Origin of the sequence: Mycolicibacterium septicum DSM 44393, from assembly GCF_000455325.1 — a bacterium.
In the GTDB taxonomy this organism is placed as follows: Bacteria; Actinomycetota; Actinomycetes; order Mycobacteriales; family Mycobacteriaceae; genus Mycobacterium; species Mycobacterium septicum.
In genome coordinates this window covers 2,026,419-2,049,596 of sequence record NZ_HG322951.1, presented here as the reverse complement: position 1 = coordinate 2,049,596, position 23,178 = coordinate 2,026,419, and the positions used below count along the sequence as shown (strand labels likewise).

Here is a 23,178-nt window from a genome sequence, read left to right as displayed (position 1 = left end):
CGCGACGCGCGGCGGCCGCATCGGCGATGGCGGTGGCCATCGGCACGCTGATGCCCAGCACCTCGTCGCTGGTGGTCACACCGGCGGTGGAGCCGTAGCCCACGATCACACCGGCCGCGCCGGTACGCATCAGGTGCAGGGCGGTGCGGTGGTCGAGCACACCGCCGGCCACGACCGGCACATCGAGCTCGGAGATGAACGTCTTCAAGTTCAGCGGCTCGCCATCGGACGCGACGCGCTCGGCGGAGATGATGGTGCCCTGAATGACCAGCAGGTCGATCCCGGCGGCCACCAGGGTCGGGGTCAGTGCCTGGGCGTTCTGCGGGCTGACCCGCACCGCCGTGGTCACCCCGGCCTCGCGGATGCGGGTCACCGCGGCGCCGAGCAGCTCGGGATCCAGCGGTGCCGCGTGCAGCTGCTGCAGCATCCGGATCGCGGCCGCCTCGTCGGTTGCGGTCGCGGCGACATCGCGGACCTGCGCGACCTTCTCCTCGACGTCGGCGTGCCGGCCGATCAAGCCCTCGCCGTTGAGCACACCGAGCCCGCCGAGCCGGCCCATCTCGATGGCGAACTCCACCGACACCAGCGCGTCGGTGGGGTGCGCGATGACCGGAACCTCGAAGCGGTAGGCATCGAGCTGCCACGCCGTCGACACGTCCTTGGACGAGCGGGTGCGCCGCGAGGGCACGATCGTGATGTCGTCGAGTTCGTAGGTGCGCCGGGCGGTTCTGCCCATGCCGATTTCAACCATGTCGCGCATGACTGCTCTTAGTCTCCTGCCCCACCGAATCAGCGGGTGTAGTAGTTGGGGGCCTCGACAGTCATGGTGATGTCGTGCGGGTGGCTTTCCTTCAACCCGGCCGCCGTGATCTGGACGAACTGCGCCTGCTGCAGCTGCTCGATGGTGCCCGAGCCGGTGTAGCCCATGGCTGCCCGCAAGCCGCCGGTCAGCTGGTGGATCACCGAACCCAGCGGACCGCGGAACGGCACGCGGCCCTCGATGCCCTCCGGCACCAACTTGTCCTCGGAGAGCACGTCGTCCTGGAAGTAGCGGTCCTTGGAGTAGGACTTGCCACCGCCGCGTCCCTGCATGGCGCCCAGCGAGCCCATGCCGCGGTAACTCTTGAACTGCTTGCCGTTGACGAAGATCAGGTCACCGGGCGACTCGGCAGTGCCGGCCAGCAGCGATCCCAGCATGGCCGTCGACGCGCCGGCGGCCAGCGCCTTGGCGATATCGCCGGAGTACTGCAGCCCGCCGTCGGCGATCACCGGCACTCCGTAGGGCTTGCAGGCCGCGACGGCTTCCAGGATGGCGGTGATCTGCGGGGCGCCGACACCGGCGACGACGCGGGTCGTGCAGATCGAGCCGGGGCCGACACCGACCTTGACCGCATCGGCACCGGCCTGCACCAGAGCGGCCGCGGCGGCGCGGGTGGCGACATTTCCGCCGATCACCTCGACGCGGTCGCCCACGGTCTTCTTCACCCGCGCCACCATGTCGAGCACACCCCGGTTGTGGGCGTGGGCGGTGTCGACGATCAACACGTCCACCCCAGCGTCGACCAGCAGCATGGCCCGGGCCCAGGCGTCGTCGCCGACGCCGACCGCGGCGCCGACCAGCAGCCGGCCGTCGCTGTCCTTGGTGGCCAACGGGAACTGCTCGGTCTTGACGAAATCCTTGACCGTGATCAGGCCGGTCAGCTTGCCGTGCCCGTCGACGATCGGCAGCTTCTCGATCTTGTGCCGGCGCAGCAGCCCCAGGGCGGCCTCGGCCGAGACACCTTCCTGCGCGGTGATCAGCGGCGGCTTGGTCATCACCTCGGCGACGGGCTTGTTCTCGTCCACCTCGAAGCGCATGTCGCGGTTGGTGATGATCCCAACCAGCTGCCCCTCCTCATCCACGACCGGCAGACCGGAGATCCGGAACCGGGCGCACATCGCGTCGACCTCGGCCAGGGTGTTGCTCGGCGAGCAGGTGACCGGGTCGGTGACCATGCCGGCCTCCGACCGCTTCACCGTCTCCACCTGGGCGGCCTGTTCAGCCGCCGGAAGGTTGCGGTGCAGTACCCCCATGCCACCTGCGCGGGCCATCGCGATGGCCATCCGCGATTCGGTCACGGTGTCCATCGCGGAGCTGACCATCGGCACCCGCAGACGGATGTTGCGGGTCAGCTGGCTCGAGGTGTCAGCCGTGGCGGGGACCACATCGGAAGCCGCAGGCAGCAACAACACATCATCAAAGGTGAGACCGAGCATTGCGATCTTGGTGGGGTCATCACCGCCGGTCGGCACCGGTACGGCGATGGGAACGCTGCTTTCAGCGATCGACATGGGTGGGGCCTCCAGTGGCAGGCGTGGGGCGTGTAATCCGATTCTATCGGCTCCGTTATTGACAATGATGTTGCCGCTTCGTTGCACATCACGGCACACATCGGGACGGCTGGCGCGATACCTGTACGGCTGCGTAGTGTGGGACTCGTGCGTGACCACCTCCCCCCTGGTTTGCCGCCCGATCCGTTTGCCGACGATCCCTGCGATCCGTCGGCTGCGCTGGACGCCATCGAGCCGGGCCAGCCCCTGGACCCCCAGGAACGAACGGCTGTCGAGGCTGATCTCGCCGATCTAGCGGTATATGAAGCGTTGTTGGCGCACAAGGGAATTCGTGGCCTCGTCGTGTGCTGCGACGAATGCCAGCAGGACCACTACCACGACTGGGACATGCTGCGGGCCAACCTGCTGCAGCTGCTTGTCGACGGCACTGTGCGCCCGCACGAACCGGCCTACGACCCCGAGCCCGACGCCTACGTGACATGGGACTACTGCCGCGGCTACGCCGACGCTTCGCTCAACGAGGCCACGTCGGACACCGACGGCTACCGCTGACCGCCGCCTAGCCCCGGCAACAGGGGCACCTCGATCACCGGCGCTGCCGGACCCTCACCACCACGCCCGTTCGACGCGCCCTCGTGACCTGCGCCACTGCCGGTCTCGATGGGCGCGGCCTGCGTTGTGCGTACCGGCGGCGCCGACGGCACAGACGTGGGCTCCACCGCCGGCGCGACGGTCGTGGTGACCGGCGGTTCGGCCGCCGGAGCGGCCGAGGTGGTCGGCGCCGACGTCGTGTGTGTCGCCGACGGCTGTGAGGCCGGCGACGACGGCGCTGTCGCCGGGGCCGTCGCGCTCGTCGTCGGCTCGGCACTGCTCGACGGCGCCGGCGTGGCGGACGAGGACGACGGCGTCGACGGCGCAGTGGTCGTCGGTTGCGACGTCGAGGTCTCCGACGGCGTGGATGTCGCGGACGGGTTGGATGTCTCGGAGCTCGGTGTGGTCTCCGTCGGCGAGGTCGACGGCCCGGTCGTCGGGGTGGACGTCGGGCTCTCCCCGGACGGGCTCTCGGACGGCGACGACGGCGTCACCGTCACCGTGACCTCGGGGAACACGACCGGCGGCGCATCGGGCGGCACGGTCGCGTTCGGGTCGCGGTTCTCGACCTTCACCGACAGCTGCTGCCACTGGTCGACGAGTTCCTGCTTGCGCTGTTCGTCACCGACGGTGGCGACAGTCGTGGTGAGGACCTGCAGCTTCTGCTGCGCCTGCTCCCACTGTCCTTCGTCGATCAGCTGCTGCACCTGCTTGAGTTCACTCGACGCCAACTCGACGCCCACGTCGCGGGTCACCGGCGCCGATCCGAAGACCAGCCCGCGCACCCCGTAGAGCGGGTCGCCCGGGCCGGAGCCGTACACGGCGGCACCGAACCCGCCGAGGCACAGCACCGCGGCGGCCATCGAACCCACCAGCGCCATCGGGAAGCGCACCCGCCCGTGCCCGGTGGCCTTGTCGAGCGCCGCCACGGCCTCGCGCGGCGTGGCGATACCCGACATCGGGGTGCGCCGTGCGTCGTCGCGCCACCCGGCCAGCAGGACGGCCAGCTCGGCTTCCTCCCGGTCGGTGGCATAGACCTGATGCTCGAGGGACAGCGCCTCGATGAATTTCTCGGACCGGTTGATCTCGTTGAGGGACGGATCACCACCGTTTGAGGTCCAGCGGCCGAAGTCAGGCATGGTCGCGCCCCGTCGCCATGATCTCGTTCTTCAGCCGCGCCAGCGCACGGTGCTGCGCAACGCGCACCGCGCCGGCGGTGCTGCCGACCGCCTCGGCGGTCTCCTCGGCACTCATGCCGACCACGACACGCAGGATCAGGATCTCGCGCTGCTTTTCGGGCAGCACGGACAGCAGCCTGGCCATCCGTGCAGAAGATTCGGTGTCGAGCGCGGACTGCTCTGGCCCCGCGTCAAGGGAGAACCGCTCGGGCACCACATCCGTGGGCTCGGCGCGATTCCTGGCTGCCGCGCGATGCGCGTCAGCAACCTTGTGCGCAGCGATGCCGTAGACAAAGGCCAGGAACGGGCGTCCCTGATCCTTGTATCGCGGCAGCGCCGTTATGGCGGCCAAGCAAACCTCCTGCGCAACGTCATCAGCTGAGAGACCACTGCGCTCGGTCGCCCCCACCCTCGCACGGACATACCGAACGACGATCGGCCGAATGATCTCCAGCACTTCCGAGAGCGCGTTCCGATCACCTGCCACTGCCTCAGCAACGACAATGTCGAGACGGTCTCCCGAACTTGTCATCGTGGGCGATCTCTCCAGCGTTACGTTGCACCGACACTCGCGGCGATTGGCTCAGCTAAACAATAACGATCGGGATGTGGTGACCGTGCCGGTGGCGGTTCTAGGCGCCGGCCCACACCCCGCCTCTGCGACGCACTGTATCGGCGCTGAGGTCACGGATCCGGCTTATTTGTGCAGCTTCGTGCGCGGCGCTCCCGATGTCGGCAAGTACGCAGGCCAATGCCCAGCGCAGCGGGACCAACCCGGCTTTCTCGGTGGCCGGCAGTGCAGCGTCGGCGACCTCGCGGGCCGCGTCGTACTCACCGGCACTACACAGTGCCGCGGCCAGCACGACATCTGATTTGACGGCGTGGCGCGTCGAGCGGTGCCCGGCTGCCGCCGCGACTCCGCGCCGGGCATGTTCGACCGCCTCGGCACCGTCACTCTGGACCATCGCCAGTTCGGCGCTCACCCACGACAGCCGGATCCGCCGGCGCGAATCGGCGGGGGTGTCGATGGCGCGCGCCCGGTCGAGCAGTCGGGCCGAGACGCCGAACCGGCCCATCCCGAGGGCATCGGCGGCCAGGCCGACGAGCGCGTCGGCGGCGGCCTCGTCATCGTCGCCGCAGCGCGCCCAGGCCTGACCGTCGGCGCCCCGCGCACGCGCATGACCGCCCAGCTGGCGAAGGAACGAGGCGCGCGTGCTGTACGCCAGCGACACCAACGAACCGGAGTCCTGGCACCGCAGAATCTCGGAGAGCTCGGCGAGCGCGCAGGCGTAACGCCCCTGCCCGCCGGCGGCGACGGCCCGCAGCCAGCGTTCGTGCGGGGTGGTCGCCCCGGGCAGGGGCCACCGGCCGGGGTCGGCCCCGAACGCGGCGTCAGCCAGGGCCGTAGTGGCCGCTGCGAGTGCAGTCATCGGTTCGCGACGCTATCAATACCGAGGGCATTGCAACCCCTCCGGGCAACCCGGTACCGGCGGATACGGGAAATTCACTTTGCTCCGCGATCATTAGTTAACAATTGATGGCTTGAATGTTAATGGCATGTCAACTAACTATCGCCTGCCCGGAATTGCCTTCGACGCCGCGATGTGCCCGAACAGGGGAAACCCGAAGACCCAGGCCAGATCCTTAACACTCATGTCTCAGTCAAGGCTTCACAACGATGAACGTGATGTAAATTCTCGACCTGCGGTTATGCCCTTTAGCACACCGGCAGGCTATTGACGCGCTTTATTCAGTCCCCCTAGTTTGTGTGCACGAGCGGTCATCGGCGACATGAGCTCAGTTCGGTTCCACCGACTCAAACCCGCCCGCGTTGGCGAAATGGGCGAGCAGAGAGGGGTTTTCCATATGCCGCAGCCGCAGCAGCTTCCCGGACCCAATGCGGATATCTGGGATTGGCAAATGCAGGGACTTTGCCGTGGTGTCGATTCGTCGATGTTCTTCCATCCTGATGGTGAACGCGGACGGGCCCGGGCCCAACGTGAGGTGCGCGCCAAGGAGATGTGCCGCAGCTGCCCGGTGATCACCCAGTGCCGTTCACACGCGCTGGCCGTCGGTGAGCCGTACGGCATCTGGGGCGGCCTGAGCGAGTCGGAGCGCGAGCTCTTGCTCAAGCGGGGCATCCGCCGCAGCGCCTGAGCTACACAGCAAACTTAATACGCCGAGCTGAAAGGGCTCCATCCCGCGAGGGGTGGGGCCTTTTCAGTTGGCTCAGCCCGCGACAAAGGCTCCCAGTGACAGCACCGCGAGCACGAGGAACGCAGCGGGAAAAGCAATGTTGTAGAACACCTGCGCGCGAACGTGCGTGATGACGGCACCGATGAAGAACGCGATCAGTCCGATCGCTGCGGCGACGCCGAGCGGCCGAAAGGCGAACAGGCCCACGAGCAGCCCGACGGCGCCCGCGCCCTTGAGCAACCCGAGCACCGGTACCCAGGTTCGCGGGACGCCGACCTCCGTGGAGTTGGCCAGCACGAAGCGGGCCCCGACGAGGTCTCCGAGAGCCATCGCCGCATTGGCCGCGATGGCGATCGCGACGATCACTGTCGCGACCATTCCGAGTTGCAGGGTCATGGTTGTCGCCTCCATTGTTCGGTCGCCAAGGATTTCAAGGGGTTCACCTTGTTGACGCTTGCCGCGGGTGAAACGTGACATCGCGCCGGCAGGCCAGCTGAAGTCCCTACGGCGCCTTGACATCCGCGACGGGCGGTCGACGTGGTCTCGGCGGACTGACGCCCGGTCGGCAAACGGGGGTCTGCGGCGCGGAATTCGGCGAAATCGCGTACCGACACCCACACTCGGGGCACGATCCGTTCCTGAGTCATTTCACGGCGAAGGAGACTGCATGACCACCGACGTAACCGTGGCGGAGACCGGCGCGGGAACTTACACCCAGCAGATCACCGCCGGGCGCCACCAGCTCATCGCTGACGAACCCCTTCCCGTGGGAGACGATGCCGGCCCCAATCCCTATGACCTGGTGCTGGCCGGTTTGGGCGCGTGTACGTCGATGACAGTGCGGATGTACGCCAACCGCAAGGGCTGGCCGCTTGAGCAAGTACGAGTGATATTGCGGCACTCACGCATTCACGCGAAAGACTGTGCAGACTGCGAGACCACCAAGGGGATGCTCGACCACATCGATCGCGAGATCGAGTTGATCGGCGAGCTAGACGACAGTCAACGAGAACGACTGATGGACATCGCCGAACGCTGCCCCGTGCATCAGACGCTGACCTCCTCGGTCCACATCACCACGACCGAGCGGTGAACCGACCGGTTCGCGCGATTTCGTGATCCGCGTGCACCGTCGCGTTGCCCAGGCGTAGGAAGGAAGCCATGGCAGACAACTGGAATGACAACATCATCGCCGAGTTCCGCGCCAACGGCGGCAAGGTCGGAGGACCCTTCGAAGGCGCGACGCTGCTCCTGCTGCACACCACCGGCGCCAAGAGCGGCAAGGAGCGGGTCAACCCGGTGATGGCGTTCGACCTCGACGGAAAGCTCGCCATCGTCGGGTCTTACGCGGGCGCCGACGTCGACCCCGCGTGGCTGCACAACCTGCGCGCGCATCCCGATGCCCACATCGAGATCGGCACCGACGCCTACGACGTGCATGCGCGGGAGATGCCGCTGGCCGAGCGCGACGCCGCCTATCCGCGCATCGTCGAGAAGGCACCGGGATTCGGCGAGTACCAAACCAAGACCGACCGCGTCATCCCGGTCATCGAGCTGCAACGCCGCTGACCGCAGCCGACACCGTCAGCTGACCGCCGTCTGCGACCAGGCCGCCACGGGCAGGGTCAGATAGACGCCGATCAGACAACCCGCACCGATCGCGGTCTGCGCGGCGGCCAGTATGGCGTCGGCACCGGCCTGCCGGTCCTCAGCCCGGTCCGGAAAAAACTTCGACTTGACCTCGATCAGCACATCGAGGTCGAACCGGTCGAACGGCCCGACGTCGTGGAACCGGATCAGCACGTCCCCGGTTGGAGGTTGCCGTCGTAGGGTTCGTCGCCGCATGCCACGGCGATCGACACCGCTGCCGGTAGCTCTTCCGCCAGCCGCGTCCGCATGGCATCGGTGACCCGGGCCCCGCAGGTGACATCGATCAACGGCACTGCGCCAACCTCCGGTCTACTTGGTGGAACAGGCTATTTTCCTGCCCGCACGGCGGGCCAGAAAAGCTTGAACAAGCGCTCCTCCCAACCGTCTTCGATGGCACCGATGCGGGCGTGCTCGGCGATGTAGGCACCGACCACCCCGTCGATCAGCGTCTCGGCATCGACGTCCGCGCGGATCGAACCGTCGGCTTTGCCGTCGTCGATCACGGCGGCCAACGCCGCGCGCTGGTCGATCAGGATCCGCCGGAACAGTGCGGCGAATTCGGGATCATCCTCGGTGAGCAATGCCGCGAGCCCGCCGAGACCGATGCCGTCCTCGACCGTTTCGATCGCGTGGGTGATGAGCCACCGGAGCCGATCCGGGGCACTCGCACGGGGATCGAGTGGGCTCGGCGAGGCGAGTCTCGACAGCGCGCCGGCCAACATGTCGCGCCGATTGGGATGCCGTCGGTAGATCGTCGTCTTCGCGATTCCCGAGTGCGCGGCAACAGCTTCGACCGTCACCGCCCGAGGACCTCCTGAGCGCAACAGGGACAGCGTCGACTCAGCGATGCCGTCTTCGACCCGCCCCTGCGCCATGGGTCCCCTCCCTGGTCTGTCCGTCGGTCGACGGGAATATCTCGGACCCGCCATGCGCTACGCTATACGTAGCAATCGATACGCTACGCGTAGCGTAGTTACCGCAGGTTCGAGTTTTCGTGAGGTGATCACATGTTGAAAGGTGCGGACCGTATTCCGGTTCCCAACATCGCGTACGTTCTGCTGCTCGTCGGGTTCGTGTCGCTCGGGCTTTTCGTCACGGCCCTGGCATTGGGCAGCGATCTGGCGCCCGTCGCCGGCATCGCGCTGATCGCGTGCCTGGGCGGCGCCGTGGCCGGTTTCCGCACCGGCGCCCGCAGACTGGCCCAAGCCCGGCAACCCGATGCCCCCGCCAACAACGTGAGCATCTTCTCCACCCCGCTGCGCCGGGATGAAAGGGATCGGTATCTGAGGAACTACCGCAGCGCCGGCGAGGACCGGGCAATGGCCGTGGTCCCCGACGACGAACCGACGGCCGCCGAAGTGTCGTCAGCGCTGGCCGGCCACCGCCGCGCCGCCTGACGAGGGGCAGCTCGGCCGCTACGTCGGCGCCACCGACCAGGCCGGCGGGCGCTTGTCGATGAAGGCCTGCACTCCTTCGAGCGCGCTCGGATCCATCATGTTGCAGGCCATCGTCGTGCCCGCGTCGGCGTAGGCAGACTCGATGTCGACGTCGATCTGCCGGTAGAACAACGCCTTTCCCATCGCGACCGCAACACGGGGCTTCGCCACGATGCTCGCGATCACCGCCTCGACCTCGTCGTCGAGGGCGTCCGCTGCCACCACCCGGTTGACCAGCCCCAGCACCCGGGCCTGCTCGGCAGGGACGAAGTCGCCGGTCACGAGCATCTCGAAGGCGGCCTTGCGGGGCACGTTGCGCGACAGTGCCACTCCCGGGGTCGCGCAGAACAACCCGACGTTGACACCGCTGACCGCGAAGCGCGCGTCATCACTGGCCACCGCGAGATCGCACATCGCGATGAGCTGGCAGCCCGCCGCCGTCGCGAGGCCTTGGACCCGCGCGATCACCGGCACGGGCAGCCGCTGAATCGACAGCATCACCGCGGTGCATTGGGCGAACAACCGCTGGTAGTACTCCAGGGACGGCTCAGCCCGCATCTCTTTGAGGTCATGCCCGGCGCAGAACGCCTTGCCGGATGCCCCGAGCACCACGGCGCGCACCGTGTCGTCCCGAGCCAGCGCATCGAAAGCGTCACCGAGCGCGGTCAGCATCGCCTCGGACAATGCGTTGAAGGCCTGCGGGCGGTTCAATGTCAGCGTGACGACGCCGCGATCGTCGCGATCTTGAAGCAGCAGCGTCATGGCTCGATCAACACCTTGAGGGCCTCACGGTCGGCCATCGCGCGGTAGCCGTCGGGGGTTTCGTCGAGACCGATGGTGCGGTCGAACACCAGCCCCGGTTCGATGGTGCCGTCGAGAACGTCGGGCATGAGTTCCTCGATGTAGGCGCGGGCGGGAGCGACGCCACCGGTGAGGGTGACGTTGCGGAAGAACGTCCCGAAACCCATTGGCACCTCGGTGTATTGAGATACCCCGAGCCGGCTGACGCGGCCACCGGCACGGACCGCGTCCAGTGCGGTGACTACCGAGGGCTCGGTACCGACGCATTCGATCACCGCGTGGGTACCGTCACCGCCGGTCAGTTCACGGATCTTCTCGACGGCTTCGTCGCCACGTTCGGCGACGACGTCGGTGGCGCCGAACTCACGCCCCAGGTCGGTCCGGACGGTGTGGCGACCATTCAGGATGATCTGCTCGGCACCCAACCGCTTGGCGGCCAGCACCGCACACAATCCCACCGCGCCGTCACCGATGACCGTCACCGACGATCCCGGCCCCACGCCGGCGGTCACCACGCCGTGATGACCGGTACAGAACACATCCGACAGGGTCAGCAGGGACGGCATCAGCGCCGAATCCGCTGCCACCGGCAGCTTCACCAACGTGCCCTGCGCCTGGGGAACGCGCACGGCCTCGCCCTGGCCGGCATCGACGCCGGGGGCACCCCACCCGCCACCATGGCGGCACGATGTCTGCAGACCCTCCTTGCAGAAGTCACACGTGTTGTCCGCCCAGACGAAGGGGGCCACCACCAGATCGCCGCGGCGGAATCCGGACACATCCGCGCCGACGTCCTCCACGATGCCGATGAACTCATGGCCCATCCGGCGGCCACCGTCCTTGTGCGGCATCGACTGGTACGGCCACAGGTCGCTGCCGCAGATGCAGGCACGGGTGACCCGCACGATGGCGTCAGTCGGCTCCTTCACGATGGGGTCGGGCACGTTCTCGACGCGCACGTCGCCGGCCCCATACATCACGGTTGCTCGCATGCTCGGTTCCTTCACTCGTTCGGGAGGCAGTGAGACCCAACGCCTCGAGGCTAGGCCGGTGCGCGTGGTCTCGGGGACCAAAGGGTGCGCGCGGTGCGAGTGCCCTGGCATGGAAATTCAAAACCTAACATTTGTTCTGCGGGCCAGATAGGGTTCGTGGCCATGACCCAGACCCTCGGTGACGCCGTCGACCTGCCCACCATTCCGAGGCCCCGGCCCGCCGGATGCCCGCTGGCACCGCCGCCCGAATTCTCTGAATGGCGGGACTCGGAGGGGCTGCGACGAGTGATGTGGCAGGGCCGGCCGACCTGGGTGGTCAGCCGGTACGAAGATATCCGGGCATCGTTGATCGACCCGCGCCTCAGCGCGGACACGATCAAGCAGCGGCTCCGTGAGGTCGGCGCCGGGGATGCCCTACCGGTGATCTTTGCCCGCACCGACGACCCCGAACATAATCGGCTGCGCCGCATGATGACCCGCGATTTCACGTGGCGGCGTGCCGAGGCGATGCGACCGCAGATCCAGGAGCTGGTCGACCAGTTCCTCGACGACGTGATCGAGAAAGGGCCGCCGGCAGATCTCGTGCGGGGCTTCGCGTTACCGGTGCCGTCGCTCGTCATCTCGCTGTTGCTGGGTGTGCCCTACAGCGATCACGCGTTCTTCCAACACCACAGCACGGTCGGCCTCGATGCCCGGTCGTCCGAGGACGAGAAGGCCCAGGCCATCGGGGCACTCTTCGGCTACATGTTCGATCTGGTCGCACGCAAGGAACGTGAACCCGGCGATGATTTGATGAGCCGCCTCATCACCGACTACGTCGCATCCGGTGAACTGAGCCGCGAGACAGCCGCCATGAACGGACTGATCCTCCTGCAGGCGGGCCACGAGACCACGGCCAGCATGATCTCCCTGGGAACCGTTGCGTTGCTGCAACATCCAGACGTCTTCGAGCTTCTCGGCAGGACCGATGACACCGCCGTCGTCGCCAACGTCGTCGAGGAGCTGATGCGCTACCTCACGATCGTGCACAGCCAGGTGGACCGGGTCGCGACGGAGGACCTGACCCTCGGTGGCGAATCGATCCGCGCCGGAGACTTCCTGTTGATGAACCTTCCCGCCGGGAACTGGGATCCCGCGTTCGTCGACGATCCCGCCCGCCTCGACACCGACCGGAACACCCGTGGGCATTTGGGTTTCGGATTCGGGGTGCATCAGTGCATCGGGCAGAACCTCGCCAGGGTCGAGATGCAGGTCGCGCTGTCCACCCTGGCCCGCCGACTGCCAGGACTCCGTCTGACCGTCCCTGTCGACGAACTGCCGTTTCAGAACCAGCAGGAAATCTATGGGATGGAAGAACTTCCGGTCACGTGGTGAGCCACGCCTACTTTCCGTGATCGACCCCGTCGAAGACCCGCACCGCGTAGTCGAGCGATGCCGGCGTAACGCCGAGTTGCTGCCCGAACGGATGGTCCAGCCAGAAGATGAGGAACAGCAGAAGACCGAGCAGGATGGCGATCGCGCTCGACAGGACCATGTGACTCACCGTATTGCTGAGGTAAGTGAAGCCGATGAGCCCGATGAGAAGGACTGCCCCGAACAGCAGACCGCTCCACAGCAGCCCTGGAATCCGGGGCTGCGCATCGAGAATTCTCGTGTTCCGTTGCGATGTCAAGACATTGAGCTGATCGCGGATCTCGGCGTTGACCGGATGGGCGTTGGGCGTCTGCTGACCCAGTACGCGGTACATGTCGGTGATCGCCCCTCGCGCCGCATCACTCGCGGCATCGCGTTGCCGGGTATCCCACTCGGCCTGCGCGGCGACAGTGTAGGTGCGCAGCAGTTCCCGCGTCCGCACCTGTTCGGGCCCCGGCAGGCTCACCGTCTGCCGGTACATCGTCGCCAGAGTCGACGACTCATTGGTGACGTTTTCCTCTGCCGACGAGAACTGCTCCCACGCGACGACGACCGTGAAACCCAGTAGCGCACCGTAAACGAGGGCAACGGTGGTCAGAAAGGGCGACAGAGTCCCCGTCTGTTTCTTGGCGCCCGGCCGGTACACCGTCTTGTTGGCAATCCACACACTCCCGACAGCCAGCAGAGCCGACGCGGCGAGGACCACGGCGAGGAACAACCACAGGCCCGGCAGGGTCAAGCCACCCATCGCTCACCTCAGCTCCGGGTCGACGGACACCAAATCATCAGGGAATCGCGGGAAGTCCGCAGCGCTGCCGGAAGTCAGCGCCCGGTTGCCTGATGCGGTCGAGATCCTGCCGGGTGGCAGGGTTGGCGTCCAAGTAGCTGCGGACCTGATTTCCGATCTGATCCTTCGGTTGCCCCTTGAGACTGGTGAAGAAGTCGTTGACGTCGGGGTGGGCGGTCAGATAGCTCGAGGTCTCGAAGGAGATACCCGACATCACGCGTGCCATCTCGGCGGCCGTGCACGGTGGCGGCACGGGTGGATCCGCCGTGGCTGCAACAGCGCTCAGAAGCGACAGACCGGCGAAGACACCGGCACCGATGGCGGCGCCGACTGAATGGCGGGTGAGACGTGAGAGCGACATGTTGGCTCCTTCAGCAAGTTGTCCACGGTTCATGACGTAGTTCCTCAACGCGGTCCGATGCCGCCACCGCCACCCGGACGGCCCGGGCCTCCGGGACCACCAGGACCACCAGGCCCGCCCGGTCCGCCGGGTCCGCCGGGTCCGCCGGGACGGCCCGGGTCCCAGATGACGTCGAGATCCCACCCGGTGTCGCAATACCAGTCGTAATCACAGGGATAGGGCACGACCGGTGTAGCTGCCCGCGGCACTCCATCTGCACCGCGCACGTCCCCCTGCGCACAGACCGTGGCATAGCCCGAAGTTGTGCATTCCGCCCTCGCCGGCGGTGCCATGGTGGTGACGACCCCGAACGGGAGCATCGCCGGTAACAGTCCCAAAACCAGGTAGCGCTGTGATGTTCGCACGCCCGCCCCCTCAAATAGTTCGGCCGGGGTCCAGCAACCCATATGCACGGATGTATACCGCACTACCAGCGAGTATGTGGAGTATTGACGCCCTTGCAGGGAATTTTGTCCCGACTCTTGTTGACTCGGAAAACAATTCGGGGGCGCTTTCGCACGACGATGAACGCATTTCCGCCCGCAACGCGGATCGGCCATCGGACCGGTCTCCACGGATTTTCCGTTGCGGGAAGAGGGATTTTATGGCTTCGGCGGTGAGTCGTTAGCGTCGGATTCATGGAGTGGAATTTTCGGTCGGCCGGAGAATTGGCGGCCGCGTTGCGCGCTGGTGAGGTGTCCTCGGCGGAACTGACCGAGGCGGCGATCGCTGGGATCGAGCGGGATGACGGGGCGATCAACGCCATCTGCGTGCGCGACTTCGAGCGCGCGCGCGAGACCGCGCGGCGTGCCGACCACACGCGCGCGCGAGGTGAGGATCGGCCGCTGCTCGGTATTCCGTTGACGGTCAAGGAGTCCTACAACGTCGCCGGGCTGCCGACGACCTGGGGCACGGCGCAGTTCCGGGATTTCGTACCGGCCGAGGACGCGGTCCAGGTGTCGCGGCTGAAGTCTGCCGGCGCGGTGGTGCTCGGTAAGACCAACGTGCCGTTCGGACTCCAAGATGTGCAGAGCTTCAACGAGATCCACGGCACCACCAACAATCCGTGGGATCACAGTCGTACGTCGGGCGGATCTTCGGGTGGATCGGCGGCCGCCCTGGCGTCCGGATTCGGTGCGCTGTCCATCGGCTCCGACCTCGCCGGTTCGCTGCGTACTCCCGCGCATTTCTGCGGCGTCTACGCGCACAAGCCAACACTCGGGCTGACAGCGATGCGCGGGATGACCGCGCCGCCCGCACCGGCCTTGCCCACCGACCACGACCTCGCTGTCGTCGGTCCGATGGCGCGCACTGCCCGCGACCTCACCCTCCTGCTCGACGTGATGGCCGGACCGGACCCGCTCACGCTCGGTCTGGCACACACCATGACGCTGCCGCCCCCGCGCCACGAGAGACTCGGCAACTTCCGGGTCCTGGTCCTCGAGGAGCATCCGTGCATTGCCACAGGTGCCGCGGTGCGCGCCGCCATAGACCGCGTGGCCGACGCCCTTGTCTCCGGCGGTGCCCGCGTCGAACGACACAGTCCGGCGCTGCCCGATCTCGCCGAAGCCGCAGCGCTGTATACCCAGTTGCTGTTTTCCGGTTCCACGGCACGATTCCCCGTCGACTCATATGAGCAACTGCGGACCCGCGCCGCCGGCCTCGGTCCTGAGAACCAGAGCCTCGACGCGGCACGGCTGCGCGGGATGGTGTTGAGCCACCGCGACTGGATCGAACTGAACAACCGGCGCGAGATCCACCGACAGGGCTGGCGACAACTGTTCGGCGAATTCGATGCCGTCGTCTGTCCGATCACACCGACTCCGGCGTTCCCCCACGACCACGATCCAGATCTGTTGGCACGTCGGCTCGACATCGACGGCACCGACTACCCCTATTTCGACCAGCTCGTCTGGGCCGGTCTGGCCACAATGCCCGGCCTGCCAGCCACCGCCATACCAGCGGGGCAGTCCGCCGAGGGACTGCCGGTGGGTGTGCAGCTCATCGGTCCGATGTTCGAGGACCGCACGCCATTGCGGCTGGCCGAACTGCTCGAGCAGCAGATCGGCGGCTTCCAGGCACCGGCATAGGACCTAGGTGTCCAGAGGATTGGCCCTGATGCGTTCGGCACCGTTGTTGGCCACCGACGCGGCTGCGGCGCCGCCCGGTTTGCGCTTCGCCTGATCCTCGAAGCACGCAATGAATTCGGTGCCGAACGCTTTCCTCGGATAGCGAGCGAGTATCTCGGCCCTCACTGCGGTGGGAAACTCCTCTGGTCGTCGTCCGACGACGTCCCACGCCGTTGCCACCTGCAAGAGATGTGACTCGGCATCGGCCGCCGCCGAAACGTCGTCGCGCATGTGCAGCACGATGATCTCCGTCGCCCGGGCCGACCGGTCGGCAGACCAGCCGGCGGCCACCCCGAACACCCAGGCCAGATCCCCACCCGCCTCCTCGAACGACACCCGGTGACTGTCGAACGGGTCGGTCAGACCGATGTCGTGCAGCAACGCCGAGACGTAGTAGAGCTCGTCGTCGAAGGCGATGCCGTGTGCCGCTGCGTACGTCGCACCCCACAGGTACGAACGGATGCAGTGATTGAGCAACGCGGGCGAGTAGAACCGTGTTGCCACTGCAAGGGCCGCTGTAGCCGCCGGTGTCTGCGGAGCCGTCTCGTCCATCGCGCCTTCTCTCCCAGAACCCATGATCAACATAACGCCGCGCAGCGCGCGTTCCGTCCATACGCGGGTGGAACCGAGGATGGCTACATCAAAAGTTCAGGCCCGAGAACATGATCCGACCCGGGTCGTACTTCTGCCGGGTGGCGGCCAGCCGAGAGAGGTTGGCGCCGAAATATCGCGATGCCGGCTGGTTCGCCTCGAGATAGTTGACGTAACCGCCCACCGAATACGGCGCGACCGCTTGGTGGGCGGTGTTGAGCCACTGGGACGCCGCCGCCGGAGAGCCGGAGTTCTCGACGTACCACTGGACCAGTGCGGACTGCCGCCGCCACGGAAAGGCGGTGTCCCCCGGACCCACCGTGGCGAGCGCACCGTCGAGCGTATGCATGATCACCAACGGACGGCCGGCACCATTGGGAAAAGCGTTGAACGCCGCGGCGATCCCCTGCGCGACGGCCGGGGTGATCGACTGGAAGACGTCGGATCCGCCGACATAGCCGAGCGGCGACGGGTTGAGGTTGTTGACGGCCAGGTACTGCACCAGGTCCAGGTAGTTGAACGTGTGCTTGTCGACGCCGGTCGGTTGCTGCCCGACCGCTTTGACGACGCCGGCCGCGACGGCGTCACCCGATCCCGCCAGGCAGGTCGCAAGGATGCGGCAGTGCGCGCCACCCGGGTCGGTGACGGTGTCGGCCAGTGCCCAGGTGCTGCGGTCAGCGGTACGCAGCCAGGCCTGCCAGCCGACCAGAACCTGCGCGAAAGACTGCAGCGGGAAGTGCAGGCTCACGGCATCCACATCGCTGGTCGGGAAGGTGGCAAAGGTCAGCGCCGTCGTCACTCCGAAGTTGCCACCGCCCCCGCCGCGCAACGCCCAGAACAGGTCGGGGTTCTCGTTCGCCGAGGCGGTCACGGCCCCGCCACCGGGGAGCACCACCGTCGCCGACACCAATTGATCGGACATCAGGCCCGCATGGCGTGACTGGGCGCCCAACCCGCCGCCCAGGGCATGGCCGGCCGCGCCCACCGACGGACAGGTACCTGTCGGGATTCCCCGGCCGGCCCCCGCGAGAGCCTGGTGGATCGCATACAGACCGGTCGCAGGTGTCACCGTGACATGTCCGGTACCGGCGTCGTAGTTGATGTCGCCGGGCAACTGGCGCAGGTCGAGGACCATGGTGCCGTTCGCCGTCGACGCGCCCACATACGAGTGCCCGCCGCCGCGCGGAGCGACTTTGAGATTGTTGTTGGCCGCGAAGGCCATTGCCCTCTGCACATCGGCCACCGAACTCGGGGCGACGACCGCCGCGGGCGCCAGGCCGTTGAAGTTGGTGTTGAAAACCGCCTTGGCCGAGGTGAATTGCCCGCCGCTGTCGGGCAGTATCACCGGCCCCCGGATTGCGGCGGCCAGATCACCCCAACCGGAGGCCCTGGGATCGGCACTGGCCCGGGTCGATCCGAACACCGTTCCGGCGGCCAATGCCCCGGCGGCGCCCCGCAGGAACGTCTGACGTGAGATACCACGCGGCGACTCCCGCGGTTCCGTCATGTCCGCATTGTGAGCTACTCAGCGTCAAAAACCGCCGCGTAGCAGGGCGTGTCGCGCCGGGAGTCCCACAACCGATTCGTCACCGCCCGACGCTACGATCGCCACCGCCGGGCAAATTCGCCCGGTTCCGACAGCACACCTGGAGGCCAGCGCGTGAGCGCATCGTCGAACCCGAACGCCGTCCCGGCCCACGCCACACTGCCCGATCTTCCGTTGGACGCAGAGGACCGCGCGACTCTCACCTCCGAGATCTGGGGCATGCTGGTCACCGGCAACGACGACGTCGAGGAGTTCCTCGAGACCTATGCCGAGGACTACGAACTCACCGAAGAGCAGCTCACCACTTCCTTCGCCGCGTTGCGCGAGGCGAGACTGCGCCAGCAGACCGAGATCGGCGACTACCGGTCGCGGACCCGCGCGGCGTTCGACGAGTTGAACGCCAACGGCGTCATCGCCCGCGCCGACTTCTCCTGCTGCGGAACCTGCGCCTCGGCGGAGATCGGCGACGAGCGCGACGACAGCCGCCACTGGAGCGGGTTCATCTACTTCCACAGTCAGGACACCGACCGCCTGATCGAGGACGGCAGCACCTACGTCGGCTATGGAGCGTTCGAGCCGGAGAACTTCGACGAGGACGCATACAACCAGCTCAGCGATGGCGCGAAGGAGGACCTGTACTTCAGCGACGTCGCCCGGCTGCTCGACGAGACCGTGTTCCCCATCGTGCGACGCCACGGCATCGAGCCGGAGTGGAACCGCGACCTGGGGACGCGGGTGCTGCTCACCAACGCCGACTGGTACGCGCCGATCGAGAGCTGAGGCTGTAACCGCCCTTTTTCGTTATTGACAGGGTTCTCGATTCGGCTCCAAAATTGAGCACTACTGTTAGCTACGTCACACCTGATCTCCGCTGCAGTGGCCAAACGAATGACATCCGCTGCAAGGAGACCGCGATTCACACACGTTTTCACCTGCTTACGGGTGCGTGCCTGGTGGCTGCCGGACTCGTGATGAGCAGTGTGAGCGTTACGGTCCCTCTGGCCCGCGCCGACGGCGATTCTTCGTCAGATTCGAATCAGGCCACCAACAACTCGGACAGCGACAGCGATACCGCCTCGTCGACGAACAGCAGCACGTTGACCTCGTCGAACACGAATAGCACCGCGTTGACCTCGTCGAACACCACCGATGCGCCACACACGACAACCAGCACCTCCGGTGCCGGCCAGAGCGATGATCGGCCCCATTCGACCGTCTCGGCTCAAACGAACACCGGGGTCAGCGGGAGCACCTCAGAGTCCACGTCGAGTTCTTCCGACGACTCGAGTGCCACGAAATCCGAGCCGTCAACGATTACCGGGACACTCGGGAGTCTCGTTGATTCGACCGACCCACAGATCCCGACCACCTTGAATCTGGATCCCGTGGTGGTCGACCTTCCGGCACCGTCGGCCTCCGGGTCCGCCCCGGCAGAGTCCGAATCGACATCCGGCTCGGACACCGTCGAAAACACACCGCCCGCGGCTGCCCTGAGCACGACCGAACCGACGTCACACGTCGAGAGCGACGGCACCACCTCGAACTCGGCGACGACGCCGGATGCCGCGTCGAGCGCTGCCCCTGCCAGTGCCCCTGACACCGTGGCCGCCACGGACGCTGCGCCTGCCGCAGACCCGGCGGCAACATCGGATTTGGTGTCAGAACAGCCGGCTACGCAGGCCACGACACCCGAGGTCCGGCATGCCATCGTCTACCTCTTGAGGATGCTGGTGTCGTCGACGGTCGACGCCGTCATCCAACTGGCGTCACAGATCTGCGACATGTTCGGCCTCTCGTGGGCTACGCCCGCTGCCGGCGCCGCGCAGCCGCTGACCGCACTTTCGTACAACTCGATCGTCACTCTCCTGAAGAAGATCCTGGCGTATTCGTCATCGATGAAGGTCGGATCACCTACTCCCGCAGATGCCCTGGCGTCGGACTTCAGCCTCGACGAGGTCATCACTTCGTTGACCTCGATGCTGCAGGGCGCCGCCCCGGTGCTCGCCGACGCGTGGCGTCCCTTCAATGCGAAGGCCACGCCGACCCAGAAAGCGGTCACCGCCCTTGTGGCCATGTCACTGTGGGCGCTGATCTCCGCGGCATTGCCCGGGCTCGGCGGTCTGTTCGCCGTGGGGGCCACGGGCGTGCGCATCGGTTACCGTCAGGCGAAAGCGGGAATCACCTTGCGCACGACGGAATTAGCACGTTTCGCCAAGGCTGGACCGATTGGAACGGTGCGTTCGGGCTCGCTGGTGTCCGTTCACTCGCGCACTGATGTCGCCGACCACACTCGCGCGCGCCGGCACCTGCGACTGGTGTCCTGATCCTCGACACTGAGCTGCGGCTTTACCCCGGCGGGCGGCTTCGGGTAACTCCTGCGGGGTACGAGCCGAAATACAGTTCAGTGGATCGACCACGCCCAAACTGGAGGAGGGATACCGCGATGCCGAACAATTGCCGCCGTGCGATGACCGCCATCGGTGCCACCACGGCTGCGCTCGTCGTCCCGGCACTCCTGAATGTCGCGCCGGCCCACGGGGATCCGCTGCCCGGTTTCTGCGTACCGCCCAGCGTCGTCGACAACGTCTGCGCAGCCCGGCTGACCTCGGTGACCGCCGATGTCGTCGACGGCACGATCACCGGGACGCCGGATGGCGGCGGGGCTGCGGTCACCCTTGCCGGGCCCACAGACGCGTACCTGAAGTCGGCGGGATTCGGAGACACACCGCCGGACCCGGTTCAACGCTGGGACGCCGAGATCGACAGCGTCAGCAACCTCGACACCTCCCCCGCCGACCCCAACTGGTACGGCAATGCGAAGGCCAAGGTGTTTCTGCCCAGGACGCTGAATGAGCTGGCCACCAAGTTTCCGCCCGGCAGTCTCCTCGTCCGGTTCACACCCGACGACTCCCGGCCCGACGCGTTCCGGCTGGTGTCGATTCAGCCGACGCGCTAGTCGGACTACGCCCGGCCCTGCGCCAGCTCGGCGAGATGCTTGAGCGAGTTGTCAAGGTGCTGCCGGTCGAATGGCGGGAATTCGATCTGTTCGCGAGTGGCGGCCGGAACCGCCGACCAGTCGTACGTCAGGGTGACCTCCGTCCGGTCGTCGCCGAGCGGCTTGAGGTCGTAACGCCAGATCCAGCCGCCGAAGTCGAGGTCGGCGTCGTCAGCGCCTTGGCCCGGCAGCCACGCGATCGCGTGCGGAGGCTCGAACACCTCGACCCGGTTGGCCATCTCGTAGTGCATGCCCCCGTAGTTGTCGTGGTACATCGCCATCCGGAAGACCTGGCCGGCGCCGGTCAGCTGCTTGCCGTCGAGCGACTCTCGCACCCAGCCGGTGCCATCGATCGCCTGATGGGTGGTCGGGTCGGCCAGCACCGCGAACACGGTCTCGGCCGGCGCGTTGATGGTGCATGCGGTGCTCATGGTGTTGTCAGTCATACCCGTACCGACCGACGGTGGCGCACAAACTCATCGAGCCTGCGCGTAGATCATCGAGTCTGCGTGTAGATCGCTTTTTCGCCGAAAACCGCGATCTCAGCGCAGACTCGGCGGGACTACAGATTGAGCCCGAAGATCTTCACGGCAGCCGACTTGCCTTTCAGTTCGTGCAGCCCCCGGTCGGCGAGTCCGGGCGGGGGCGCATCCATGGCGTCGACGGTCGGCTGGGTCAGCAGGATCGAGTCACCTGTCGTCTTGGTGAGCTGTTCGACGCGGGCCGCCACATTGACGGTGTCACCGATCAAGGTGAACTCAAGCTTGCCTCCACCGCCGATGGTGCCCGCGATCACCACACCGGTGTTGATGCCGATGCCGATTCGCAGCGCCCCCTCGAAGCATTCGGCAACCAGTCGCTGCATCAGCATGGCGGCGCGCACCGCGGCATCGGCATGGTGTTCAAGAGCATTCGGTGCCCCGAAGACGGCCAAGGCACCGTCACCGAGGAACTTGTTCACATGCCCACCGGCGTCGACCACGGCGGGCACCACGATCTCGAACAGCGCATTGAGCCGGGCAACGGTGTCTTCGGCGGTGTTCGCCTCGGCGAACGGCGTGAAGTCGCGGATGTCGACGAACAAGACCGTCACCTCGCGGCGCTCGCCGGTGAACACGTCGTCACCCTGCTCAAGCAGCCGCGCCGCCAAAACCGGATCGACATACGTCCCGAACGCGGCCTGAAGCCGTTGCCGCTCAGCCAAACCCGCCTGCATGCGGTTGAACGACGCCGACAGTGCACCCAGGTCGTCGTCCTGAACCACCGCCAGGCGTTGGCTGTAGTCGCCGACGGCAACGCGCTCAGTCCCCTGTGCGAGGTCGCGAATCGGTCGCAAGATCGGTGAGATCGTCATGACCGCGATGGGCCCGGAAATCAGCATCAGCACGCACCCGATCACGACGGAGACGACGGGATCCTCGCGGGCACGGTCGATTACGGACGCCGTGATCGCGGCCCCGATCGCGAAAGCGAACGACATCGCGAGCACGGTGATGTTGGACCACGCGGCAAAGGTCGGGCGAGAGCGCGGCAGGGAGTCCCCGATTCCAGTGTCACCGGCGATGGCGGCCCTCACCGGCCGCAGTGATCCTTCACTGAAGCTGTGCACACCGAACACTCCCGTGGCCGCTCCGTACGCGACACCGACAATCGCGTACTGGACCAGTCGCCCCTCGGTGGCCCCGGCGATGGTGGCGACAACGACCGCCAAGCAAGGCACCCAGACCACGTCGGTGGCGAGCGCCCGAACAGTCGTTCTTCGCGCGTAGGTGTAGGTGGCGCGAAGCGCGTCCATCGGATCGACCGTGTGGCCCGCTACCCACTTCTCGATCATGCGCAACCGCTTCGAACCGGGAAGAACCAGCAGGTATGCCCGCACCAGCATCGCGACACAGGTGATGATGGCCGCCTCCACGTAGCGATCGGACCCCTCGAAGGCGACGATGATCAACGGGAAGGCGAGATGGACCGACAGCCCCGCAAGGTAGACGAGGGCGCAGATCGCCCAGGAGTACGTCGGCCCGTGCCGATCCCACACCCACTGAAAGATCCGGTCCATGCCGCGAGGCTAGATCGCCGCACCGGTTGAACTGCGGTTATTGGCGCAGATCCAGCCAGTCTGCGCATAGATCATCGAGGGTG

28 protein-coding genes and 1 pseudogene are annotated in these 23,178 nt (G+C 66.6%); 10 read left to right on the top strand and 19 right to left on the bottom strand.

Annotation, left to right across the window (positions count from 1 at the left end; genetic code table 11):
- Together TX88_RS09670 and guaB are read right to left on the bottom strand one after the other, a co-directional pair.
- Window positions 1–751 (bottom strand): annotated as a pseudogene (locus TX88_RS09670) (GuaB3 family IMP dehydrogenase-related protein); the annotation flags it as partial.
- 38 nt (window positions 752–789) lie between these two features.
- A complete protein-coding gene (gene guaB, locus TX88_RS09665; RefSeq protein WP_044516371.1) occupies window positions 790–2,331 on the bottom strand; it encodes an IMP dehydrogenase in 1,542 nt (513 codons plus the stop codon).
- A 147-nt stretch (window positions 2,332–2,478) separates the two neighbouring features.
- Between guaB and TX88_RS09660 the strand changes: the two genes are divergently transcribed.
- A complete protein-coding gene (locus TX88_RS09660) occupies window positions 2,479–2,883 on the top strand; it encodes a DUF5319 domain-containing protein (RefSeq protein WP_003882245.1) in 405 nt (134 codons plus the stop codon).
- Here TX88_RS09660 and TX88_RS09655 read toward each other — a convergent pair.
- The 3 genes from TX88_RS09655 to TX88_RS09645 form a co-directional block, all read right to left on the bottom strand.
- Window positions 2,874–4,061 carry an anti-sigma-D factor RsdA gene (locus TX88_RS09655; RefSeq protein ID WP_044516369.1) on the bottom strand — a complete coding sequence of 396 codons (1,188 nt, stop codon included), beginning with the start codon at window positions 4,059–4,061 and terminating at the stop codon, window positions 2,874–2,876. The two genes, TX88_RS09660 and TX88_RS09655, sit on opposite strands and share 10 nt — an antisense overlap.
- Complete coding sequence (locus TX88_RS09650) at window positions 4,054–4,632, bottom strand: sigma-70 family RNA polymerase sigma factor (RefSeq protein ID WP_044516367.1); 579 nt, start codon at window positions 4,630–4,632, stop codon at window positions 4,054–4,056. Before TX88_RS09650 ends, TX88_RS09655 begins: the two co-directional genes overlap by 8 nt.
- 100 nt (window positions 4,633–4,732) lie before the next feature.
- On the bottom strand, window positions 4,733–5,530 hold the full coding sequence (locus TX88_RS09645) for a hypothetical protein (RefSeq protein WP_044516365.1): 798 nt from the start codon (window positions 5,528–5,530) through the stop codon (window positions 4,733–4,735).
- A gap of 436 nt (window positions 5,531–5,966) precedes the next feature.
- On the opposite strand from TX88_RS09645, the gene TX88_RS09640 reads away from it, so the two are divergent.
- The gene (locus tag TX88_RS09640) at window positions 5,967–6,257 is read left to right on the top strand and encodes a WhiB family transcriptional regulator (RefSeq protein ID WP_029107049.1); all 291 of its coding nucleotides are present in this window, start codon (window positions 5,967–5,969) and stop codon (window positions 6,255–6,257) included.
- A 72-nt stretch (window positions 6,258–6,329) separates the two neighbouring features.
- Here TX88_RS09640 and TX88_RS09635 read toward each other — a convergent pair whose 3' ends face one another.
- Window positions 6,330–6,692, bottom strand: a complete 363-nt coding sequence (locus TX88_RS09635) for a DoxX family protein (RefSeq protein WP_084621993.1) — start codon at window positions 6,690–6,692, stop codon at window positions 6,330–6,332.
- Between the two features lie 271 nt (window positions 6,693–6,963).
- Between TX88_RS09635 and TX88_RS09630 the strand changes: the two genes are divergently transcribed.
- Window positions 6,964–7,389, top strand: coding sequence for an OsmC family protein (locus TX88_RS09630; RefSeq protein ID WP_044516363.1), 426 nt, complete (start codon window positions 6,964–6,966; stop codon window positions 7,387–7,389).
- Window positions 7,390–7,457: 68 nt separating this feature from the next.
- Entirely contained in the window at window positions 7,458–7,865 is a 408-nt protein-coding gene (locus TX88_RS09625) for a nitroreductase family deazaflavin-dependent oxidoreductase (RefSeq protein ID WP_044516362.1), read from the top strand.
- Between the two features lie 15 nt (window positions 7,866–7,880).
- Here the strand turns inward: TX88_RS09625 and TX88_RS09620 are convergent, their stop codons facing one another.
- The 3 genes from TX88_RS09620 to TX88_RS09615 are packed head-to-tail and all read right to left on the bottom strand — an operon-like array spanning window position 7,881 to window position 8,821.
- Window positions 7,881–8,099 (bottom strand): hypothetical protein, encoded by a 219-nt coding sequence (locus TX88_RS09620; protein ID WP_209446968.1) that lies wholly within the window; start codon window positions 8,097–8,099, stop codon window positions 7,881–7,883.
- The gene (locus tag TX88_RS34675; protein ID WP_209446967.1) at window positions 8,093–8,239 is read right to left on the bottom strand and encodes a hypothetical protein; all 147 of its coding nucleotides are present in this window, start codon (window positions 8,237–8,239) and stop codon (window positions 8,093–8,095) included. The genes TX88_RS09620 and TX88_RS34675 overlap by 7 nt, the downstream gene beginning before the upstream one ends.
- A 33-nt stretch (window positions 8,240–8,272) precedes the next feature.
- Window positions 8,273–8,821: a TetR/AcrR family transcriptional regulator gene (locus tag TX88_RS09615; RefSeq protein WP_044516360.1), complete on the bottom strand. Its 549-nt coding sequence runs from the start codon at window positions 8,819–8,821 to the stop codon at window positions 8,273–8,275.
- A 132-nt stretch (window positions 8,822–8,953) separates the two neighbouring features.
- Between TX88_RS09615 and TX88_RS09610 the strand changes: the two genes are divergently transcribed.
- Entirely contained in the window at window positions 8,954–9,343 is a 390-nt protein-coding gene (locus tag TX88_RS09610; RefSeq protein WP_044516359.1) for a hypothetical protein, read from the top strand.
- A gap of 18 nt (window positions 9,344–9,361) precedes the next feature.
- Here the strand turns inward: TX88_RS09610 and TX88_RS09605 are convergent, their stop codons facing one another.
- Window positions 9,362–10,144: an enoyl-CoA hydratase gene (locus tag TX88_RS09605; RefSeq protein ID WP_044516358.1), complete on the bottom strand. Its 783-nt coding sequence runs from the start codon at window positions 10,142–10,144 to the stop codon at window positions 9,362–9,364.
- A complete protein-coding gene (locus TX88_RS09600) occupies window positions 10,141–11,175 on the bottom strand; it encodes a zinc-binding dehydrogenase (protein ID WP_044519255.1) in 1,035 nt (344 codons plus the stop codon). The genes TX88_RS09605 and TX88_RS09600 overlap by 4 nt, the downstream gene beginning before the upstream one ends.
- A gap of 162 nt (window positions 11,176–11,337) precedes the next feature.
- Between TX88_RS09600 and TX88_RS09595 the strand changes: the two genes are divergently transcribed.
- Entirely contained in the window at window positions 11,338–12,549 is a 1,212-nt protein-coding gene (locus TX88_RS09595; protein ID WP_044516356.1) for a cytochrome P450, read from the top strand.
- 7 nt (window positions 12,550–12,556) lie between these two features.
- Here TX88_RS09595 and TX88_RS09590 read toward each other — a convergent pair whose 3' ends face one another.
- Both TX88_RS09590 and TX88_RS09585 read right to left on the bottom strand, forming a co-directional pair.
- Window positions 12,557–13,336, bottom strand: coding sequence for a bestrophin-like domain (locus TX88_RS09590; protein WP_044516354.1), 780 nt, complete (start codon window positions 13,334–13,336; stop codon window positions 12,557–12,559).
- 37 nt (window positions 13,337–13,373) lie between these two features.
- The gene (locus TX88_RS09585) at window positions 13,374–13,736 is read right to left on the bottom strand and encodes a heme-binding protein (protein ID WP_044519254.1); all 363 of its coding nucleotides are present in this window, start codon (window positions 13,734–13,736) and stop codon (window positions 13,374–13,376) included.
- Window positions 13,737–14,413: 677 nt separating this feature from the next.
- Between TX88_RS09585 and TX88_RS09580 the strand changes: the two genes are divergently transcribed.
- Window positions 14,414–15,865, top strand: coding sequence for an amidase (locus TX88_RS09580; RefSeq protein WP_044516353.1), 1,452 nt, complete (start codon window positions 14,414–14,416; stop codon window positions 15,863–15,865).
- Between the two features lie 3 nt (window positions 15,866–15,868).
- On the opposite strand, the gene TX88_RS09575 is transcribed toward TX88_RS09580, so the two are convergent.
- Both TX88_RS09575 and TX88_RS09570 read right to left on the bottom strand, forming a co-directional pair.
- The gene (locus tag TX88_RS09575) at window positions 15,869–16,456 is read right to left on the bottom strand and encodes an HD domain-containing protein (RefSeq protein WP_044516351.1); all 588 of its coding nucleotides are present in this window, start codon (window positions 16,454–16,456) and stop codon (window positions 15,869–15,871) included.
- Between the two features lie 88 nt (window positions 16,457–16,544).
- A complete protein-coding gene (locus tag TX88_RS09570) occupies window positions 16,545–18,002 on the bottom strand; it encodes an FAD-dependent oxidoreductase (protein ID WP_044516349.1) in 1,458 nt (485 codons plus the stop codon).
- Window positions 18,003–18,155: 153 nt separating this feature from the next.
- Here TX88_RS09570 and TX88_RS09565 point away from each other — a divergent pair, with 153 nt between their 5' ends.
- Window positions 18,156–18,821: a DUF6891 domain-containing protein gene (locus TX88_RS09565; RefSeq protein WP_044516348.1), complete on the top strand. Its 666-nt coding sequence runs from the start codon at window positions 18,156–18,158 to the stop codon at window positions 18,819–18,821.
- A 256-nt stretch (window positions 18,822–19,077) separates the two neighbouring features.
- On the opposite strand, the gene TX88_RS35555 is transcribed toward TX88_RS09565, so the two are convergent.
- A complete protein-coding gene (locus tag TX88_RS35555; protein WP_280113222.1) occupies window positions 19,078–19,203 on the bottom strand; it encodes a hypothetical protein in 126 nt (41 codons plus the stop codon).
- A 60-nt stretch (window positions 19,204–19,263) separates the two neighbouring features.
- On the bottom strand, window positions 19,264–19,653 hold the full coding sequence (locus TX88_RS09560; RefSeq protein ID WP_044516346.1) for a hypothetical protein: 390 nt from the start codon (window positions 19,651–19,653) through the stop codon (window positions 19,264–19,266).
- 43 nt (window positions 19,654–19,696) lie between these two features.
- Here TX88_RS09560 and TX88_RS09555 point away from each other — a divergent pair, with 43 nt between their 5' ends.
- Complete coding sequence (locus TX88_RS09555; RefSeq protein ID WP_162563111.1) at window positions 19,697–20,365, top strand: hypothetical protein; 669 nt, start codon at window positions 19,697–19,699, stop codon at window positions 20,363–20,365.
- Between the two features lie 119 nt (window positions 20,366–20,484).
- Window positions 20,485–20,997: a hypothetical protein gene (locus TX88_RS09550; protein WP_244438396.1), complete on the top strand. Its 513-nt coding sequence runs from the start codon at window positions 20,485–20,487 to the stop codon at window positions 20,995–20,997.
- Window positions 20,998–21,002: 5 nt separating this feature from the next.
- Here the strand turns inward: TX88_RS09550 and TX88_RS09545 are convergent, their stop codons facing one another.
- Both TX88_RS09545 and TX88_RS09540 read right to left on the bottom strand, forming a co-directional pair.
- Window positions 21,003–21,482, bottom strand: a complete 480-nt coding sequence (locus TX88_RS09545) for an SRPBCC family protein (RefSeq protein WP_044516343.1) — start codon at window positions 21,480–21,482, stop codon at window positions 21,003–21,005.
- A gap of 116 nt (window positions 21,483–21,598) precedes the next feature.
- Window positions 21,599–23,095: an adenylate/guanylate cyclase domain-containing protein gene (locus TX88_RS09540; RefSeq protein WP_044516341.1), complete on the bottom strand. Its 1,497-nt coding sequence runs from the start codon at window positions 23,093–23,095 to the stop codon at window positions 21,599–21,601.
- Window positions 23,096–23,178: the final 83 nt, after the last annotated feature.

Excerpts from the sequence above, each read along its gene's own strand:
- guaB (WP_044516371.1), bottom strand. The coding sequence starts at position 2,331 with ATGTCGATCGCTGAAAGCAGCGTTCCCATCGCCGTACCGGTGCCGACC.
- TX88_RS09655 (WP_044516369.1), bottom strand. The coding sequence starts at position 4,061 with ATGCCTGACTTCGGCCGCTGGACCTCAAACGGTGGTGATCCGTCCCTC.
- TX88_RS09650 (WP_044516367.1), bottom strand. The coding sequence starts at position 4,632 with ATGACAAGTTCGGGAGACCGTCTCGACATTGTCGTTGCTGAGGCAGTG.
- TX88_RS09645 (WP_044516365.1), bottom strand. The coding sequence starts at position 5,530 with ATGACTGCACTCGCAGCGGCCACTACGGCCCTGGCTGACGCCGCGTTC.
- TX88_RS09640 (WP_029107049.1), top strand. The coding sequence starts at position 5,967 with ATGCCGCAGCCGCAGCAGCTTCCCGGACCCAATGCGGATATCTGGGAT.
- TX88_RS09635 (WP_084621993.1), bottom strand. The coding sequence starts at position 6,692 with ATGACCCTGCAACTCGGAATGGTCGCGACAGTGATCGTCGCGATCGCC.
- TX88_RS09630 (WP_044516363.1), top strand. The coding sequence starts at position 6,964 with ATGACCACCGACGTAACCGTGGCGGAGACCGGCGCGGGAACTTACACC.
- TX88_RS09625 (WP_044516362.1), top strand. The coding sequence starts at position 7,458 with ATGGCAGACAACTGGAATGACAACATCATCGCCGAGTTCCGCGCCAAC.
- TX88_RS09615 (WP_044516360.1), bottom strand. The coding sequence starts at position 8,821 with ATGGCGCAGGGGCGGGTCGAAGACGGCATCGCTGAGTCGACGCTGTCC.
- TX88_RS09610 (WP_044516359.1), top strand. The coding sequence starts at position 8,954 with ATGTTGAAAGGTGCGGACCGTATTCCGGTTCCCAACATCGCGTACGTT.
- TX88_RS09605 (WP_044516358.1), bottom strand. The coding sequence starts at position 10,144 with ATGACGCTGCTGCTTCAAGATCGCGACGATCGCGGCGTCGTCACGCTG.
- TX88_RS09600 (WP_044519255.1), bottom strand. The coding sequence starts at position 11,175 with ATGCGAGCAACCGTGATGTATGGGGCCGGCGACGTGCGCGTCGAGAAC.
- TX88_RS09595 (WP_044516356.1), top strand. The coding sequence starts at position 11,338 with ATGACCCAGACCCTCGGTGACGCCGTCGACCTGCCCACCATTCCGAGG.
- TX88_RS09590 (WP_044516354.1), bottom strand. The coding sequence starts at position 13,336 with ATGGGTGGCTTGACCCTGCCGGGCCTGTGGTTGTTCCTCGCCGTGGTC.
- TX88_RS09585 (WP_044519254.1), bottom strand. The coding sequence starts at position 13,736 with ATGTCGCTCTCACGTCTCACCCGCCATTCAGTCGGCGCCGCCATCGGT.
- TX88_RS09580 (WP_044516353.1), top strand. The coding sequence starts at position 14,414 with ATGGAGTGGAATTTTCGGTCGGCCGGAGAATTGGCGGCCGCGTTGCGC.
- TX88_RS09575 (WP_044516351.1), bottom strand. The coding sequence starts at position 16,456 with ATGGACGAGACGGCTCCGCAGACACCGGCGGCTACAGCGGCCCTTGCA.
- TX88_RS09570 (WP_044516349.1), bottom strand. The coding sequence starts at position 18,002 with ATGACGGAACCGCGGGAGTCGCCGCGTGGTATCTCACGTCAGACGTTC.
- TX88_RS09550 (WP_244438396.1), top strand. The coding sequence starts at position 20,485 with ATGCCGAACAATTGCCGCCGTGCGATGACCGCCATCGGTGCCACCACG.
- TX88_RS09545 (WP_044516343.1), bottom strand. The coding sequence starts at position 21,482 with ATGACTGACAACACCATGAGCACCGCATGCACCATCAACGCGCCGGCC.
- TX88_RS09540 (WP_044516341.1), bottom strand. The coding sequence starts at position 23,095 with ATGGACCGGATCTTTCAGTGGGTGTGGGATCGGCACGGGCCGACGTAC.